This is a genomic window from Pseudomonas paeninsulae (assembly GCF_035621475.1).
Classification (GTDB): Bacteria; Pseudomonadota; Gammaproteobacteria; order Pseudomonadales; family Pseudomonadaceae; genus Aquipseudomonas; species Aquipseudomonas paeninsulae.
In genome coordinates this window covers 2,702,333-2,718,811 of the sequence record NZ_CP141799.1, presented here as the reverse complement: position 1 = coordinate 2,718,811, position 16,479 = coordinate 2,702,333, and the positions used below count along the sequence as shown (strand labels likewise).

Here is a 16,479-nt window from a genome sequence, read left to right as displayed (position 1 = left end):
GGCCCGACCCATCCTACGGGACTCGCCTAGATCCGGGCTCAACGGCGCAGATAGGCGGCAAAATCAATATCACCGGCCGACAGGATCGCCTGCACCCGGTTGTGCACATTGAGTTTGCGCAGGATGGCGGAGACGTGAGCTTTGACCGTGGTTTCGGCGATATCCAGGTTGTAGGCGATCTGTTTGTTCGACTCGCCTTTGGTCATGCGCTCCAGCACCAGCAGTTGTTTGCGGGTCAGGGCTTGCAGCAGCTCCTGGGGGAAGCCGTGGTGGTCCGAGAACGTGCGGTGGGAGGTGGTTTTTTGCGAGCGGATGATGTCCGGCGGCAGGTAGACATTACCGTTGAGAATCTGCTGGATGGCCTCGGTCATCTGTGCGCGCGGCGAGGACTTGGTGATGAAGCCGACCGCACCATAGGTGATGGCCTGGAGCACGATCTGCTTGTCCTGCTCGGCGGATACGATCACCACCGGGATGGTCGGCGCTTCGTTGCGCAGGTTGATCAAACCGTTCAGGCCGTGCATGCCGGGCATGTTCAGGTCGAGCAGGATCAGGTCGAGGTCGTCGTTTTCCAGGGTCATGGCCAGGGCGCTGTCGAGGTCAGCGGTTTCCATGATTTCGCATCCAGGAAAGCCGTCACTGATGACGTTGTGAATGGCTTCGCGAAACAGCGGATGGTCGTCGGCAATCAGAATCTTGTACATGGCCTTTCACCTCATTGTTTTGATTATGGTGCGGCTACAGCCTTAGGGAAATGCTTGCACGGTTACGGCAGGACCAGCGGTTGGGCCGGGATCAAGGACAGGTCGGCCTGCTGTCAGCCATCGATGTCGTCGCGGTAGAGGTTGTGGTAACCCGGGGTGTGGGCGCGCTTGAGCGCGATCCAGCCAAGCCAGCAGTCGGAGCGGCAGTAGAACACCAGCCACCAGCCTTTGTCGCCAGGACTGTCAGCTCGCGGTTGCCGGTGTTGGCCAGCCACTGGTGCCGGTATACGTCGATCAACGGCGTCTGCGGGGACTCGTCGAGGGCGCGTGCGTGCTCAGTGTGTGCCGGTGTAGGGCAGCGGTGATGGCTGAGACGACAGCCTTCGGCAGCAACCCGCGCCGTAGCCGCCTGGCGCGGGGCGGCCAGCGGCAGGCTTGCGATCAGTGAAGGACCTGTGGATAAGGTTAGGCAGTGCTTCATCGCCTTAAGTCTCGGTTCTTTTTGTATGTGTATTACAGAGCAATACCCCTGCTTTGGGAATTCTACATTGGAGAGGGAAAGCAGTACCAAAGTAGTAGAAGGCTGATCGTAAGTGGTTGTTTTATCGAGGCGCAGGTGGTTGACGATGGAGTTCGCCCAAGTGCGTGTATTGGGGCGACCGGGCGGCGCTGCGCTTCAGTCGCGAGCGGGCGGGGTTAGTTGGCCCGGCGCAGGGCGGCGTGTTGCGGGTTGAAGGTGACTACGGCGAGCACGGCAAACAGCGCGGTCAGGCCCAGGCAGATCAGCAGGGCACTGAGGCTCAGGCGCTGGTAGAGGGCGAAGCGCACCAGTTCGACCGCGTGAGTGAAGGGGTTGAGCGCGCAGAGCCAGTACAGCCATTCGTTGGCTTCGCGCATCTTCCATAGCGGGTAGAGCGCCGATGAGAGAAAGAACAGCGGAAAGATCACAAAATTCATCACCCCGGCGAAGTTCTCCAGTTGACGAATGCCGTTGGACAGCAGCAAGCCCAGGGCGCTAAGCAACAGCGCCACCAGCAGCAGGGCGGGTAGGGCGCTGAGCAGGCCCCAGATGGGTGGCTGTACGCCATACAGCCAGGCGATGGCGAGGAAGGCATAGACCTGCAGCAATGAGATCAGGGCGATGGCCAGCAGTTTGCTGGCGAGCAGGAAGGCGCGCGGCAACGGACTGGTCAGCAGCACACGCATGCTGCCCATCTCCCGGTCGTAAACCATCGACAGCGAGCCCTGCATGCCGTTGAACAGCAGGACCATGCAGGCCAGCCCCGGCACGATATAGGTCTCGTAGGTGATGTAGGTGTCATAGGGGGCGATGATGGCGATGCCCAGGGCAGCACGAAAGCCGGCGGCGAAAACCAGCAGCCACAGCAGTGGGCGCACCAGGGCGCTGAAGAAGCGCGAACGCTGCAGCACAAAGCGCAGCCATTCGCGTTGCACGATACCTTGCAGGCAGTACCAGTAGGCATTCATGGGTGCGGCTCCGTTAGGTGACGAGTGTGGCGAGGGTGCGCCATGCGTACCAGGAATGCAGATGCCAGCTGGGGCTCTTGGTATGAGCAATGGAAGCGCGACGCGGTAGAGATCGCTGCCGCGTTGCGAGGCGTTTGTAGGAGCGGCCCATGGCCGCGATCCGTCCGACTATTCGATGCCCATTCGCGGGCATGGCCCGCTCCTACGTGATTGCGCTTGACCCGTGGGAGCGCTTGGGCGGCACTCCGTCGGGCGGCGCTGTGCATTGGCGGCAAAGTGTTCATGCTCCCGCCTCGCTGGTGGTCAGGCGGGCGAAAGTGACGGCCAGGCTGGCGTCGTCGGCGCCGATCTGGCTGGCCAGGCCCTGGGCGACCAGGCGCCCGCAGTTGAGGATCAGCAGCTCGTCGCTCGCTTGCACTTCATCGAGCAGGTGGGTGGTCCACAGCACTGCCAGTCCGTCGTCACGGCAGAGCTGGCGAACATACTGGTTAAGCGCCAGGCGGCTGGCCGGGTCGAGGCCGGCGCTGGCTTCGTCAAGCAACAGCAGGCGCGGCCGGTGTAGCAGGGCGCGAGCGATTTCCACGCGGCGTCGGTGGCCGCCGTTGAGGTCGCGGACCTTTTCATGACGCCGTTCAGCAAGCTGCTGGCGGGCCAGTTCCTCGTCGATCCGCGCGCACGCCAATGGCTTGGCCAGGCCATGCAGGGCGGCGTGGTAGCGCAGATTCTGCTCGACGCTAAGATCCAGATCCAGGGTGCTCTGCTGGAACACCACGCCGAGTTGGCGCAGGGCCTGACGTGGCTGCTGGCGCAGGCTGCAGGCCATCACCTGGATATCGCCCTGCTGCAGGTCATAGAGTCGGGTGAGCAGGGCGATCAGGGTCGACTTACCGGCACCGTTCGGCCCCAGCAACGCGGCGAAGGTGCCGGGCGCAACACTGAAGCCGATGCCCTGCAAGGCTTGGCGTGCGCCGTAGGCGAAGCCTAGCGCGCTGACTTCCAAGGCGTTCATGGGGTGACCACCACGCCCCAGGGATAGCGGCCGACTTTGATCGACTTGGTCACCTTGAGGGTTTTCATGTCGATTACCGAAACGTCGCCGCTGACGCCGTTGGTGGTCAGCAGTTGTTGCTGGTCCGGGGTGAATGCCATGTGCCAGACACGCCGGCCGACCAGCAGGTAATCGAGCACTGCATAGGTGTTGGCGTCGACCACTGCCACATGGTTGGCCGGGCCGAGGGCAACGAAGGCTAGTTTGCCGTCGGCGCTGAGGCGAACCCCGACTGGCTGCACCTTGTCCGGATGCACTCCCTTGATCTTGAAAGTCAGGACTTTCTCGATTTTTCGGCTGGCAACATCGATCACGCTGACCGTGCCGCCGATTTCCGCCGAAGCCCACAGGCGTTTGCCTTGCGGGTCGAATTCGACATGCCGCGGGCGCTGGTCGACCAGGGTGTTATCCACCAACTGCTGGGTGCTGGTGTCGATCCAGTGCAGCATGTTGGTGGTTTCGCTGGTATTGACCGCCCATTTGCCATCCGGGCTGACGGCCATGCCCTCGGGTTCGACGCCGACATCAATCTGCGCCAGCACTTGATCGCTTTGCACATCGACCACGGTGACCAGCGCATCGTCTTCGTTGGAGATATATAGCCAGCGGTCGTTGGGGTGCAGGGCGAACTGCTCGGGGTCGGCGCCGGAGGGCAGTTGCTTGATGATCTTACGCGTCGCCAGGTCCATCACCTGGACTCGGTCGGAGTCGCTGGCGCAGATGTACAGCAGCGTGTTGTCGCTGGACAGCAGCAGGCCACGCGGGCGCATGCCGACGTCCAGGGTGGCGCTGACCTCCATGCTGTCGAGGTCGATCACGCTGATACTGTCGTCTTTCTCGTTGGACACATAGGCGGTGGCGGCGAGGCTCGAGGTGCTGGCCAGGGCCAGGCTGATGCTCGCGGCGAGCAAGGCGAAACGCATGGGATTATTCCTCTTGTTGTCAGTTGGCGGTCAGCGTGCAGCTGACTTCGGGTGTGTCGTAGCCGAGGCTGTCCAGCTCGCTGGTGGGGTGCAGGAAGCCCTCCTGTGGCGAGTTGCTGACCAGGGCGCGGGGATGCACCAGGGGGATGGGTTGGCGCAGTTGGCCGTTCCAGCTGCGGAAACTCAGCTTGCGGCCCTTGAAGCCGTCCAGCGGTAGTTGATCGCTCAGGGCCAGCGTGCGGATCGCACGGGCGTCGGCCTGGCCCAGTTTGCTCACCGCGCTGGCGATGCTGCGCACGGCGATCCAGGCGGCGTAGTCGCGCTCGTTCATCCAGCGCTTGGCGTGGGCCTCGAAGCGCTTCTGCAATTGCGCGGCGCCGTAGGTCTCCACCGTCTTGTGCCAGCCAGTGGGGGTCAGGCCCTGAGTGCCGGCGACCGGGCGCGGGTACCAGGTCTGGTAGGGCAGGTATTCGCCGAAGTCGCCGCGTTCGTCCGCGACCAGCACCACGTCGTATTCCTTGGTCTGGGTGAACAACGGCATCTCGGCCTGGGCGCTGCGGCGCTGGTCGTTGTCGAAGTTCCAGGCCTTCTCTGCGACTATCTGCAGGCCGAAGCGCTTGGCCGCCCGGCGCAGGGCCGCAGCATAGGCCTGATCGTCCTCGGTGGGGCCGCTGATCAGCAGCCAGCGCGACCATTTGCGCACCGCCAGAAACTGCGCCAGGGCGTCGGCGAGCATGGCCCGGCTGGGCAGGGTGTGCAGCACGTTAGGCAAACACTCGCTCTGACGCAGGCTGTCGTCGCGGCTGCCGGCATTGATCAGCAAGCTGTCGGCGAGAATTTGGCTGAGCTTGCGCAGGGTCGCCGCAGGGGCGTTGACCACGAACAGCCGTACGCCTTGGCCATGCAGCGCGCTGGCGGCCTCGAGCAGGCTTGCGCTGTCGTCATGCTCGGCGACGTCGAGGCTATAGGCGTGCTTGAGAAAGCGCCCGGTACTGTTGCTGTCGGCAATCGCCAGTTCGGCGCCGCGCAGGCCGGCGTCCGCAGGTTCGCCAATTACATTGGACAGTAGCGGTCCGGTTGCCGGGGTGTAGGCCAGGTAGCCGATGCGCACCTGCAGCTCGGCTGCCGGGCTGTCGGCTTGGCTCATGGCCGCATAAGCGAGAGTGACGGCGACACAGAGCAAGAGATGACGACTGATCTGACGCATGGGCAACTCCTGAGTAGGTGTTGCCAGCATAGGAACAGTGAACGGCTGGGGAAATATGCACAAAGTACCAGGCGGCCTGTACCAAGGTAGTAAACCGGTCCGGGGCAAGGGGTTTTAGCATGGCTGCATCGACCCATAACAATAATCGGTGATGTCCATGCGTATTCTCAAAGCGCTGTTTCTCCCCGTGCTACTGATTTGCAGCCTGATCGGTTTCGACACTATCTATGCCGCCGGCGACCTGACCCGTCGCGGCACCGCGCTGGCGGACTTGCGCCTGGGCAGCGAAGAGAGCGACTACAGCATGTCGCAGAGGGAGTACCAACTGGAAACAGGCAAGGCCTACCAGTTGAAAATCATCGCCAGCGGGCAGAAGGAGTACGCGTTCCAGGCGCCGGAATTCGCCACTTCGATCTTTCTGCGCAAGGTCGAAGCCGGTGGCGTGGAGATCAAGGCGATCACCCTTACCGAACTCGAGTTCGAGGACGCCGGCGAGGCGGAAATCTTCTTCGTGCCGATCAAACCCGGCAAATTCCGCTTCTTCGCCAAGGGGCTGGAAGGCAAGGGCATGCTCGGCTACTTCGTGGTCAAGTAAGGCCGCGCGCAAATAGGCGGTCGCGGTTCAGGTTCGCCGCTCCTGGGCGTTGACGCTTTACCGGCGGACAGCGAGTTCAACCGACGGTGCTCGCGCAACGTTGTTTGCTTGGCAGCTACACCATGCGACTGGCCGGCTCCTGCACACAGCAATGCCCGGGGCTCGGTCAGGTGTTGCACGACGCCGCGCTGAAGCCCAGCTGTTTGCCGCCAGATAGCCGTCGATACCCGCAGCCTTGCTGCGCAAGCCCTGCCTGACGGCCGCCACAAGCCCTACTACCAAGGGACTAGGCACGGGCCACCAAAGCAGCATTCGGTGCGCGCCCAGGTCTTTCTAAGATGGTTACAAGCAAGCTCAATAACGCCTGTCCTGCGTGTATTCGAAGAGGTCTCGATCATGAAAATCAAACAAAAAACCGGTGCCGCCCTGCTGCTGTTGGCTTTCTCGGCCACTCTCTGGGCGCATGGCGATGTGGTGCCGCAAGACGTCAAGACCCCCGGACTGGAACCGCTGGGTGAAGAGTGGCTGGAAGAGAACCCCTACCGCGACAACCCCAAAGCGATTGAAATTGGCGCCTCGGCATACAACCAGAATTGCGCGGCCTGCCACGGCCTGGAAGCCAAGTCTGGCGGCATCGCCCCGGATCTGCGCCTGCTCGAAGTCGGCGCCATGGGCGATGAGTGGTTCAAGGAGCGGGTGATCAACGGTGCGGTGCGTGACGGCCGGGTGTATATGCCGAAGATGGCCGATTATCTTAGCCAGGAAGCACTGTGGGCTGTACGCAGCTACCTGGAGAGCGTGCACGTCGAGGAGTAATGGCCATGCGCCTGACTGTCCTGCTGTTGAGTGCGTTGCTCTGTACGTTGGGTCTGGTGGCTGCACCGGCCCAAGCCCAGGCGCCAATACGCAGCTATGACTCGATCATCGAGTCCGGTGTGCTCAAGGTCGCCCTCTATAAGGATTTCCCGCCTTACAGCTTCCAGCAGGATGGTCAGCCGCGCGGCGTCGATTACGAGTTAGCCCAGGCTTTGGCCACGGGCCTGGGGCTCAAGCTGCAGCTGATCTGGGCGCCACCGGGGGAAAAGCTCGACGACGATCTGCGTGACTATATCTGGCGCGGGCATTACCTGCGCCCGGATGTGCTGGCCGACGTGATGCTGCGCGTGCCTTACGATCGCGAGTTTTCCAACATGAGCAACGAGTTCGGCGAACTGGTCAACGAACAGGTGGTGATGTTCGGCCCCTATCAGCGCGAGCGCTGGCAGGTCGCCTACGACCAGCGCCGGCTCAAGTCTGTGCCCAGCGTGGCGGTGTTCCAGCAACACCCGATTGGCGTCGAGGTCGACAGCGTACCGTCTTTCTACCTGTCCTCGGTGTTCGACGGCATGCTCAGTGGCAAGACCCATCACTTCAGCAATCCCCAGGCCGCCTTTGCCGGGATGAAGAAGGGCGAGGTCGATGCGGTGATGGCCATGCGCGGCGAGATCGACTGGCAGGTAAAGCAGGCCGCAGACAGTCATCTCGCCTTGGCCGAGAACGCCTACCCCAAGATGGGCAAGCAGGTCTGGGATATCGGCATGGCGGTGCACGAAAGCAACCGGCAGCTGGCCTACGCCCTGGAGGAAAAGCTCGAAGAGCTGATTCTCGATGGCCAGGTGAAGGCCCTCTACGGGCAGTACGGCCTGCAATACGAGTTGCCGGGGTTGTATCAGGACGTCGACTAACGCATTGCTCGCGGTTGCGGGTCATGACGGGAGGTGGGTGATGGCGCAGGACTGGCGTTCGTTCGGGCTGTTGGCGTTGTCCACCCTGGGTCTTCGAGCAGCGGGTCAGGCTGCTCACGCTGCCTTCGTCAAGGATGCCCGACAGCTGCCGATCCAGGTCGATGCCAGTGTCTTCGACGGCCAGGTGGTGCAGATTCTCGCCTGGGCCGAGCTCAACCCGCTTCCGCGTCTCTTCGATTTTACCCCGGCGAGTAGGTGCTGCCGCCAGCCCTTGCAGATCGCGCACCCGATGGACTACGGGCCGGTCGGCGGCATCCCCGAATTCTTCCCCAGCCAGACCGAGCTGTGCGATACCAGCGCTGCGCTACCGGTCCGGCTCGAACGGTTTTACGCTCTCGACCCTCAGCCGGACCGAACTGTGGCTGCGTGACAACAACGGTAATGAGTTCAAGGCGGCGCTGTAGAGCACTTGGGTGCGTTTTGCGCCATTCTGTAGCAGCGGCCGCAGCCGCAAATGGGTCTATCACCACAAGGACAACCAGCATGATCAAAGTCAGTGTGCTCTACCCCAACAACCCCGGCGTGCATTTCGACTTCGGCTACTACTGCAGCCAGCACATGGACATAGTGCGCAAGTGCCTGGGCGATGCCTGTAAGGAAATCACCGTGGACCAGGGCTTGAGCAGCGCCGGGCCCAATACCCCGGCACCTTTCGTCGCCATGGGCCATCTGTATTTCGACAGTGTGGAGAGCTTCCAGAAGAGCTTTGCACCTCATGCAGAGCGGATCATGGCCGATCTGTCTAACTTCACCGATAGCCAGCCAATGATCCAGATCAGCGAGGTCAAGTTGGCACCCTGAGCCCTCACGCAGCACGCCTTGCCACGAACGCCTGGAGATGATCTCGCGAAGGCGTTCGCTGTTTTCACAGCCGCGGAGCCCTGCTACTGGCGTTACGAGCCTGCGTGTTGATGACGTGGGCCAACTTCGCCGAAGGCTTGCCCTTCAAGGCCTGGATCAGCCGCTAACAGGCACCGCGTTCAGCCAGGGGTAGCAAATATATCCGCCAGCAACACTTCGATGGAGTGTCGCTCTGCTTGTGCCAGCCGCAGGGGGAGGCGTCCACCGGCCTGGGCAATGCTGCTACTGCAGCTCCAGCTCTTCTCCGCGTTCCTGCTGCCAGTCGTCGTGATTTAGTGCGGCGGCCTCGCCGGACATCTGGTGGATGATCTCGAAGTAATCCTGTTTGAGCGGATCCTGCATGATCTGATCGCGGCTCTTGACCCTGACGGCATAGATGCTCTGCACATTCTGGTGGTCGAAGGCGCGCCATTGTTGTGGGCCTTTGAGCAGGCTGTAGCGGTGGTCTTCAAGGGCACGGATCAACTTTTCGTTATTCAGGCTAGCGCTGCGACGCACGGCATCGGCCCATTGCTGGACGATGCCGTAGGCCGAGGCGGCGGCGCTGTCGGGATATTCCTGATACAGGCGAATGTAGTCGTCGACGAACGCTTGCCCAGCCGGACTGTCCTCCTGGGTAGGTACTTTCCAGGTCCAGGACTCGGTGCCGATCACCCCTTGCATGACCTTGGGGCCGGCCTGTTGCACGATGCTCTTGCTCAGGTGCGGGACGATGATCTGCATGCGTTTATGCAGTCCCAGGCTGTGCGCCAGACGCATGCTATGCAGCAGGTCTTCACCGAGTAAGGCCAGTACCAGAATCTCGGCATCGCTGGCGGCGGCCTTGTTCAGAGCCTCCAGATAATGTCGACGCAATGCGACCGGTGAGGGTAGGGCGCTGCGCCCGTGGCGGGCACGATCCTGGCTGCCGGTGGTGACGCGCAATTCGCTCTCAATGCTGCGGCCCCAGGTGTCGTCGACAATGATGTAGTGGTAGCGCTGGCGCGGCATGTTCCAGCCGAGGTATTCGCCGAGTACGCGGGCGCTCATCAAGGCGCTGTTGGACTCGCGAAACAGGTAGCGATGGCCCTCACGACCAGTCACTTCGTTGGCATAGCTGAGCGTGGCGAAATACACCAGGCCGAGTTCCCGGGCGCGTTTGCCGGAGGCGATAGCCTCTTCGCTGGTGGCGCCGCCGAAGACCATCTGTGCGTCCTGACGGGCGAAGCGTTCGATATTGCTCCGCGCGGTCTGCGCACGCGAGGCACTGTTGCGTGTCAGTAGCTGCACGGGGCGTCCGAGCAGGCCGCCGCTGTTGTTGATGGCCGCTACCGCCATCAAGGCGCCGCGATGCAACTCCAGGCCTTCGGCTTTGTAGTTGCCAGTGCGTGGGTAGCTGAGGCCAATTTTGATCGGTTCGGCCAGCAGGCTGTTGCCCAGGCAGTTGAGTAACAGACAGCACAATGCGATGACGCGGCCCATGGGGCTTTCTCCTTGCGTGGGGGTGTCACTTTCTAAACGCTAGCAGCCTGTCGGACTTGAGTTCATGAACGGGGATATCAATAGTGAGGCGAAGCGACTCGCCCCACTATTGAGGTATTTCCAGGCTTTTTTGCCCCGAATTTCCTGAGAACGAGCGGGTTTAGTTCATTTCTACCCACACTGGACGGATTTGTGGCGCAAAACGGCCATGCGTTTCAAATTCCAGGCCAGACATACCAGGCGCCATTCGCCGCTCACCTTGTCCTTGCCTCGCAGCAGAAACTGGCGAAAACCCATGACCGACTTGATGATGCCGAACACCGGTTCCACCGTCTGTTTGCGCAGCGCATAGAGGCGGCGCCCCGGCTGGCTCTTGAGTTTGTGCGCCATGCGTTGTTGCACTGTGGCATCAGCGTCGAGCGCTGCCAGCTCCTCGAAGCGCGCCTTCCAGTGCGGGTGATGATCTTCGCGTGCCACCGCCAGGTAGGGCTCGATTCCCGCCGCCTCGCAGGCGGCGATGTTGCTTTCGCTGTTGTAGCCACAGTCCCCGAGCACCACGTTCACCTGACCCAATGACTCCGGTAGCGCCTTAAGCTCGGCCAGCATGGGGACGACTTGTTGCTTGTCGTTGCCCGCCTGAGTGAGGCCTGGCGCCACCACCAACAGGGTGTCGGTATCCACTGCGGCCTGGGCGTTGTAGCACTGTTCGAAGCCGCCGCCAGCCACCCGCATGATGCGCGAGTCTTCGTCGGTGAGGTTGATTTGGTCGTGTTCGGTAGGCCCTTCCACTGGGGCTTTGGGCGGCTTGCCGCCGGGCTTCTTGCCCGTTTCTGCCGTGCGCGCCGCACGCTTGACAAGCTTCTCTTGGTAGGCGGCCTGATCCTGCTCGAAACGCGCACGGGCGCGCACCTCGATCTTGGCCTTCGCCGCGTCCATGGCGAGCAAGCGATCTTGCCGGCGTTTGATCTCGTCCGGCAGATCGATGCCGACGGGGAGCTCTGCCTGGTCGGCCCGTTCAGCCAGCGCCAGGAGCTCCTGCACTTCGGCCTTGAGCTGGCGTTCGAGTGTCTGGATATGGCCATAGGACAGTGCACTGTGGCGTGAGGCGTTGGCATGCAGCTTGGTGCCGTCGAGGCTGATGGTGCCGAGCTTGAGCAGCTTCATCTCGCCCGCCAGCTCCAGCACCTGAAGGAAGATGCCGGCCAACTCGTCGAGGAAGCGGCGGCGGAAGCTGGCCAGGGTGTCGTGATCGGGGTGACTGCCTGAGGCCAGGTAGCGAAAGGCGAGCGAGTCGTAAGTGGCGCGTTCGATCATACGGCTGGAAAAGGTGCCGGTGGCATAGCCATAGACCAGCAGACTAAGCAGCACCTCGGGGTGATAGGCGGCGCTGCCGCGTCCGCCATAACGCCGGGTGAGCGCACTCAAGTCGAGCCGTTCGATGGCTTCGAGAATGAAACGGGCCAGGTGGGCTTCTGGCAGCCAGTCATCCATCGATGGCGGGAGCAGGTAGTCAGTCTTGCGGTCGATCGGACGAAAGCGGCTCATGCGGAGGCATCGGCTGGGCGGTGTCGGGATTATCCTGGAATCCAGTGATTAAGTCCGACAGGCTGCTAGGAGGCGTGCTGGGTATGCTCTTTTTAGGGGGTCAGGGTGGCACTTAAGTCGGGTTAGCGAGTGGTTTCGGCGGTTGTAGCGGCGTTGAATGCGATCGCTGTGTTGCCGGCAACCAGATCGGTGCGCTTAAAACGGATCACTTGCGGCTGGAATCTTGGACTGACGGGCACCGCTAGAGCGATGGTTGTGGCCGGGTGGTCGGCGAGTATTGCTACCAAGGGAGTAGTTAAATCGGTACTGCGTGCAATTGTTGTGTGAGGCCCTGCGGCGAAGAATTAGCGGCAGACCGGGAAAACATCCCGGGGATAACAATTAACCCGCAGAGGTAACCGCAATGAAACACTCCGGTCTACGCAAGCCCTTCGTGCTGAGTGCACTGTGCGCCGCCATGCTCCTCCCCGCCGTGTCGGCGTGGGCGGTCACCGATCAGGAAATTCTCGACGATGTGAATTCCACTAACCAGATCGTCACCAACGGCATGGGCCTGCAAGGCCAGCGCTACAGCACCCTGGATATCCTCAATACCGACAATATCAAGGACCTGCGTCCAGTCTGGGCGATGTCCTTCGGTGGTGAAAAGCAGCGCGGCCAGCAAGCCCAGCCGATGATCAAGGACGGCGTGATGTACGTCACTGCCTCCTACTCGCGGGTGTTTGCGGTGGATGCGCGCACCGGCAAGGAACTCTGGCAATACGATGCGCGCCTGCCGGATGACATCCGTCCGTGCTGCGACGTGATCAACCGGGGTGTGGCGTTGTATGGCGATCTGGTGATCTTCGGCACCCTGGACGCCAAGCTGGTGGCCTTGAACAAGGACACCGGCAAAGTGGTGTGGCGCAAGAGCGTCGCCGATCACAAGGCCGGGTACTCGATCACCGCGGCGCCGCTGGTAATCAATGGCAAGCTGATTACCGGCGTGTCCGGTGGCGAATTCGGCATCGTCGGCAAGATCGAAGCCTATGACCCGAAAAACGGCGAACTGTTGTGGACCCGGCCGACCGTCGAAGGTCACATGGGCTACATCTACAAGGACGGCAAGAAGATCGAGAACGGCATCTCCGGCGGCGAAGCCGGCAAGACCTGGCCGGGCGACCTGTGGAAAACCGGCGGCGCGGCGCCTTGGCTAGGCGGCCTGTACGACCCGGAAACCAACCTGTTGCTGTTCGGTACCGGTAACCCGGCGCCGTGGAACTCGCACCTGCGTCCTGGCGACAACCTCTATTCGTCCTCGCGTCTGGCCCTGAACCCGGACGACGGCACCATCAAGTGGCACTTCCAGACCACCCCGCACGACGGCTGGGACTTCGATGGGGTCAACGAGCTGGTGTCCTTCAACTACCAGGAAGGCGGCAAGACCGTCCAAGCCGCGGCTACCGCCGACCGTAACGGCTTCTTCTACGTGCTCGATCGCACCAATGGCAAGTTCATCCGCGGCTTCCCCTTCGTCGACAAGATCACCTGGGCCAAGGGTCTGGACAAGAACGGCCGGCCGATTTATGACGACAGCAACCGTCCAGGCGCACCGGGCAGTGCCGACAAGGGCAGCAGCGTGTTCTCCGTACCGGCCTTCCTCGGCGCGAAGAACTGGATGCCAATGGCCTACAGCAAGGACACCGGGCTGTTCTACGTGCCGTCCAACGAGTGGGGCATGGATATCTGGAACGAGGAGATCGCCTACAAGAAGGGCGCGGCTTACCTCGGCGCCGGTTTCACCATCCGTCCGCTGAACGAGGATTACATCGGCGTGCTGCGCGCCATCGACCCAAAAACCGGCAAGGAAGTCTGGCGCCAGGAGAACTACGCGCCACTGTGGGGCGGGGTGATGACCACCAAGGGCAACCTGGTGTTTACCGGCACGCCTGAAGGCTTCCTCAAGGCCTTCAACGCCAAGACCGGCGAGAATGTCTGGGAATTCCAGACCGGTTCCGGCGTGCTTGGCTCCCCGGTTACCTGGGAAATGGATGGTGAGCAATATGTCTCCGTACTCTCCGGTTGGGGTGGCGCGGTGCCGCTGTGGGGCGGCGAAGTGGCCAAGCGGGTGAAGAACTTCAACCAGGGCGGCATGCTCTGGACCTTCAAGCTGCCGAAGGACTTGGTGGCCAAGCACTGATGGTTTATCGCTGAGGCACAAATGAGGCACAAGGCCGGCGTATTAGTCGGCCTTGTGCTTTCTGACGTTCAGGTTTTCGCGCTTGCGTTGCCCTGATGAAATTCTGGTGCCGATCTGCAGAGTTCCCCGGATTGCATCAAGGCTACGCGCTGCGCCACGGGGAGGGTGCGGCTCGGCGGTTACGCAGGCCTGCCGCCAGTGAGCAGGCGCTGCACATTCCAGGGCCAGCCATGCAGCAGGACGCTGTGCACCTGCACCAGTTCGGCTCCGGCGGCGAGCCGGGCCTGGAGGTGGTCGGCGGTCTGGATACCGCCGACCGACATCAGGGCGAGTTGTCCGCCGCCCAAGCGCCGCAATTGCTCGATCTGCGCGCAGGCCTGCGCCTGACGGACGTCGTTCTGCCAGGCGTGGTAGCGCTGGCGGGTAGCCGGTGGGCCGGGATCATGGGCGACGAGCAGGCCGTCGTAACCCAATTCCAACAGCAGTTCGGCCAGCTCCAGCGGCACCTCGCCGGGCAGGCAGCGCAGTTTGACCACCAGCGGCACGCGGCGCGTGGGCCGGTCCAGACGCTGCTGCTCGGTGCGCGCCGCCGCCAGCAGCTGGCGCAGCAGCGGGCGCTGCTCGATGCCGAGCAGCGCCGCACTGCTCGGACCGATCAGGTTGAGCGTCAGGTAGTCGGCCAGCGGCCAGGCGCGGGCCAGGCTGGCACGTAGCGTCGTGAGGGTAATGTCCGGGGCCAGGCTGAGGTTGATCCCCAGTCGCGCGGTTCCACGCGTGAGCGCCCGCGCCGACAGCCGGGCCGTCGCGGCGAGATCAAGGCTGCCGATTTCATTGAAGCCGAAACCCAATGCTCCGGCTTGGCGGGCGAGCCGGCCAAAGCGGTCGAAGCCGGCGGCAATGCCCAACGGTGCCGCGAAATGCAGGCCCATCACCTCGACGGGGCGCTCGAAGGCGGGCGCCGTCAGGCAGCGGGCGCTGAGGCAGGCCAGATGCAGGGCCAGCTTGTGGGCGATGCGCTGCGTGGCATCAGCCATGACGGCGCTCGAAGTCGCCCATGAATGCCAGCAGGTGCTCGACGCCCGCCAACGGCATGGCGTTATACAGACTGGCTCGTACGCCACCGACGGCCGCGTGGCCCTGCAGGTTGAGCAGGCCTGCCAGTTCGGCCTCCCTGAGAAAAACCGGCAGCAGGCGTTCATCATGCAAATGGAAGCAGGCATTGATCGCTGAGCGATCCGCCGGTCGCTGGCGGCAGTGGTAGAGGTCGCTGGCGTCGATGTGCTGATAGAGCAACCGGCTCTTGTGCAGACTGGCGCGGGCCATGGCCTTGAGTCCGCCCTGCTGGCCGGTCCAGCGCAGCATCAAGGCGGCGCAGTAGAGGGCGAAGGTCGGCGGGGTGCACAGGCGACTCTGTTGTTCGGCCTGCAGGGCGTAGCTGAACGGCGACGGCAGCCCGGCGCGTGGCGCCTTGAGCAGGTCGTCGCGCACGATCAGCAAACACAGGCCGGCCACGCCGAGGTTCTTCTGCGCGCTGGCATAGATCAGGCCGAAGCGCTCGATCGGCAGCGGGCGGGTGAGGAAGTCCGAGCTCATGTCCGCCACCAGCGGTACCGATAATTCGGGGAAGTGCTGCAGTTGCAGGCCGTTGGCGGTCTCGTTGCTGGTGATGTGGCAGTAGCCGGCCTGTGGGTCGAGGCGCCATTGCTCGAGTGGCGGAGTCGCGCGGAAGCCGTGCCCGGCACCGCTGGCGACTATATTCAGCGGTGCATGGCGGCGGGCTTCGGCGATCGCCTTGGTTGCCCAATAACCGCTTTCCAGATAATCGGCCGACTGGCCGGGAGCGAGCAGGTTCAACGGCAGCAGGCCGAATTGGCAGGTGGCGCCGCCATGCATGAACAGCACGCGGTAATTCGGCGGGATCCCCAGCAGTTCACGCAAGCCCTGTTCGGCCTGGTGCATCAAACCTTTGAAGGGCGAGCCGGTGAACGGCTGTTCCAGCACGGACAGGCCGCTGGCTTGCCAGTCCGGCAGCTCTTCGCGGATCTGCGCGAGCACCGCTGACGGCAACATTGCCGGCCCGGCGGCGAAGTTGTAGCGCTCGCCGCTGCAGGCCGCGGCCGCGCCGTCAGGAAAACAGCTGGAGGCCATGACCACCAGCCGCCATCAGGAACAACAGGGGCATCGACAGAATGGTGTTGCTGCGCGAGGACAGGAAGGTGATCCGCGAGCAGCGCACCCGCTCCTCCAGGCTGGCCGGGACGAAACCCAGTAGCTTCTGCTGCTGCGGCCAGAGCACCAGCCACAGATTGAGCAGCATCAGGGTGCCGATCCAGGCGCCGAGGCCGATCACCGCCAGCGGGCCTTGCAGCAGCAGGGCGTCTGCCAGCCAGCCGCGCTGCCAGAGCATCAGCAGGCCGGAGAGCCAGACCACCAGTGAGGCGTAGCGGAAGATCCCGTGCTCGCGCTTCATCCGTTGTTCCAGGTCGCGATTCAGGGTCAGGGTGTCGATGCCGTTCTGCAGCGCCACGAACCTGGGGTTTTGGATGAAGCTGGCATAATTGTGGCCGACCCAGACCAGGGCGAACAGCAGGTGGGCGTAGCGAGCCAGCAGGTCGATAACGGTCATGGGTAGTTCCTATATCAGCCAGAACCTGAGCAGCAGATAACAGCCCAGGGTCAGCGCG

General features: G+C 62.7%; 16 protein-coding genes and 1 pseudogene. 6 read left to right on the top strand and 11 right to left on the bottom strand.

The window, feature by feature from the left end; genetic code table 11:
* Positions 1-38: 38 nt before the first annotated feature.
* The 6 genes and pseudogenes from VCJ09_RS12560 to VCJ09_RS12540 form a co-directional block, all read right to left on the bottom strand.
* Positions 39-704: a response regulator transcription factor gene (locus tag VCJ09_RS12560; protein ID WP_079202085.1), complete on the bottom strand. Its 666-nt coding sequence runs from the start codon at positions 702-704 to the stop codon at positions 39-41.
* Between the two features lie 113 nt (positions 705-817).
* Positions 818-1,185: pseudogene (locus tag VCJ09_RS24800) on the bottom strand (hypothetical protein).
* Between the two features lie 215 nt (positions 1,186-1,400).
* Positions 1,401-2,192: an ABC transporter permease gene (locus VCJ09_RS12555; RefSeq protein WP_324730536.1), complete on the bottom strand. Its 792-nt coding sequence runs from the start codon at positions 2,190-2,192 to the stop codon at positions 1,401-1,403.
* A 280-nt stretch (positions 2,193-2,472) separates the two neighbouring features.
* Complete coding sequence (locus VCJ09_RS12550; protein WP_324730535.1) at positions 2,473-3,201, bottom strand: ABC transporter ATP-binding protein; 729 nt, start codon at positions 3,199-3,201, stop codon at positions 2,473-2,475.
* The gene (locus VCJ09_RS12545; RefSeq protein WP_324730534.1) at positions 3,198-4,163 is read right to left on the bottom strand and encodes a YVTN family beta-propeller repeat protein; all 966 of its coding nucleotides are present in this window, start codon (positions 4,161-4,163) and stop codon (positions 3,198-3,200) included. The genes VCJ09_RS12550 and VCJ09_RS12545 overlap by 4 nt, the downstream gene beginning before the upstream one ends.
* A gap of 19 nt (positions 4,164-4,182) precedes the next feature.
* Positions 4,183-5,310, bottom strand: coding sequence for an ABC transporter substrate-binding protein (locus tag VCJ09_RS12540; RefSeq protein WP_407693041.1), 1,128 nt, complete (start codon positions 5,308-5,310; stop codon positions 4,183-4,185).
* Between the two features lie 217 nt (positions 5,311-5,527).
* On the opposite strand from VCJ09_RS12540, the gene VCJ09_RS12535 reads away from it, so the two are divergent.
* The 5 genes from VCJ09_RS12535 (at position 5,528) to VCJ09_RS12515 (ending at position 8,550) form a co-directional block, all read left to right on the top strand.
* On the top strand, positions 5,528-5,965 hold the full coding sequence (locus VCJ09_RS12535; protein WP_079202081.1) for a cupredoxin domain-containing protein: 438 nt from the start codon (positions 5,528-5,530) through the stop codon (positions 5,963-5,965).
* A 396-nt stretch (positions 5,966-6,361) separates the two neighbouring features.
* Positions 6,362-6,781: a cytochrome c-550 PedF gene (gene pedF / locus VCJ09_RS12530; RefSeq protein ID WP_324730532.1), complete on the top strand. Its 420-nt coding sequence runs from the start codon at positions 6,362-6,364 to the stop codon at positions 6,779-6,781.
* A 5-nt stretch (positions 6,782-6,786) separates the two neighbouring features.
* The gene (locus VCJ09_RS12525; protein ID WP_324730531.1) at positions 6,787-7,689 is read left to right on the top strand and encodes a substrate-binding periplasmic protein; all 903 of its coding nucleotides are present in this window, start codon (positions 6,787-6,789) and stop codon (positions 7,687-7,689) included.
* Between the two features lie 40 nt (positions 7,690-7,729).
* A complete protein-coding gene (locus VCJ09_RS12520; RefSeq protein ID WP_324730530.1) occupies positions 7,730-8,119 on the top strand; it encodes a hypothetical protein in 390 nt (129 codons plus the stop codon).
* A gap of 113 nt (positions 8,120-8,232) precedes the next feature.
* Positions 8,233-8,550, top strand: coding sequence for an EthD family reductase (locus VCJ09_RS12515; protein WP_324730528.1), 318 nt, complete (start codon positions 8,233-8,235; stop codon positions 8,548-8,550).
* Positions 8,551-8,832: 282 nt separating this feature from the next.
* On the opposite strand, the gene VCJ09_RS12510 is transcribed toward VCJ09_RS12515, so the two are convergent.
* Together VCJ09_RS12510 and VCJ09_RS12505 are read right to left on the bottom strand one after the other, a co-directional pair.
* Positions 8,833-10,071: an ABC transporter substrate-binding protein gene (locus tag VCJ09_RS12510; RefSeq protein ID WP_324730527.1), complete on the bottom strand. Its 1,239-nt coding sequence runs from the start codon at positions 10,069-10,071 to the stop codon at positions 8,833-8,835.
* 171 nt (positions 10,072-10,242) lie between these two features.
* Positions 10,243-11,616 carry an IS1182 family transposase gene (locus tag VCJ09_RS12505; protein WP_324730526.1) on the bottom strand — a complete coding sequence of 458 codons (1,374 nt, stop codon included), beginning with the start codon at positions 11,614-11,616 and terminating at the stop codon, positions 10,243-10,245.
* A 403-nt stretch (positions 11,617-12,019) separates the two neighbouring features.
* Here VCJ09_RS12505 and VCJ09_RS12500 point away from each other — a divergent pair, with 403 nt between their 5' ends.
* Positions 12,020-13,795 (top strand): methanol/ethanol family PQQ-dependent dehydrogenase, encoded by a 1,776-nt coding sequence (locus VCJ09_RS12500; RefSeq protein WP_324730525.1) that lies wholly within the window; start codon positions 12,020-12,022, stop codon positions 13,793-13,795.
* 179 nt (positions 13,796-13,974) lie between these two features.
* Here VCJ09_RS12500 and VCJ09_RS12495 read toward each other — a convergent pair whose 3' ends face one another.
* The 3 genes from VCJ09_RS12495 to VCJ09_RS12485 are packed head-to-tail and all read right to left on the bottom strand — an operon-like array spanning position 13,975 to position 16,421.
* Positions 13,975-14,829, bottom strand: coding sequence for a phosphoserine aminotransferase (locus VCJ09_RS12495; protein ID WP_324730524.1), 855 nt, complete (start codon positions 14,827-14,829; stop codon positions 13,975-13,977).
* Positions 14,822-15,943: a 3-phosphoserine/phosphohydroxythreonine transaminase gene (gene serC / locus VCJ09_RS12490; protein WP_324730523.1), complete on the bottom strand. Its 1,122-nt coding sequence runs from the start codon at positions 15,941-15,943 to the stop codon at positions 14,822-14,824. Before serC ends, VCJ09_RS12495 begins: the two co-directional genes overlap by 8 nt.
* Positions 15,921-16,421, bottom strand: coding sequence for a urate hydroxylase PuuD (locus tag VCJ09_RS12485; protein ID WP_324730522.1), 501 nt, complete (start codon positions 16,419-16,421; stop codon positions 15,921-15,923). Before VCJ09_RS12485 ends, serC begins: the two co-directional genes overlap by 23 nt.
* Between the last annotated feature and the right edge of the window lie 58 nt (positions 16,422-16,479).